1 protein-coding gene is annotated in these 414 nt (G+C 61.4%); it reads left to right on the top strand.

Going from position 1 to position 414, the window contains the following annotated elements; genetic code table 11:
* The first annotated feature begins 240 nt into the window (after nt 1-240).
* Nucleotides 241-405, top strand: a complete 165-nt coding sequence (locus MKK75_RS07045; protein WP_244041897.1) for a hypothetical protein — start codon at nt 241-243, stop codon at nt 403-405.
* The last annotated feature ends 9 nt before the right edge of the window (nt 406-414 follow it).

The following is a 414-nucleotide window of genomic DNA, read 5'->3' as shown; positions in this document are numbered from 1 at the left end:
CGCTCGACTGTGATCTGCTAAATATAGGGCGGATCCGTCAAATTGTCTAATATCCACAAGTATAGTCCGTGGGCGTTCCCAGGCATTCGCTGGCGTTCTATTCGTGATCAATGGCTTTGTGTTTGCGCATTGATAGACGCGGCGGTGTCCGGCCCTGAAGGCGCGGTAGAGACGGCACCGGAACAGTCCTGATCCGCCCGGCGTTCACCGCGCCCTACACCGGACAGGCTGGAGACCGCCATGAACGCCGTGAAGCCCCTCGCTCTCATCGCCCTGCTCGCCATCGGCGTGGCTGGCTGCGACGACAAGAAGGCCGAGAACAACACGCCCACGAAGGCGGACTCGTCCAAGATGGAGCCGCAGACCGATCAGTCGGCTCCGCCGAGCCAGAAGCCAAAGCAGTAGGGCGGGCAC

Source organism: Methylobacterium sp. J-030, assembly GCF_022829545.1.
In the GTDB taxonomy this organism is placed as follows: domain Bacteria; phylum Pseudomonadota; class Alphaproteobacteria; order Rhizobiales; family Beijerinckiaceae; genus Methylobacterium.
Note: the sequence above shows the minus strand (reverse complement) of the source record. Positions and strands in the feature narration are given on the sequence as shown.

Excerpts from the sequence above, each read along its gene's own strand:
- MKK75_RS07045 (WP_244041897.1), top strand. The coding sequence starts at position 241 with ATGAACGCCGTGAAGCCCCTCGCTCTCATCGCCCTGCTCGCCATCGGC.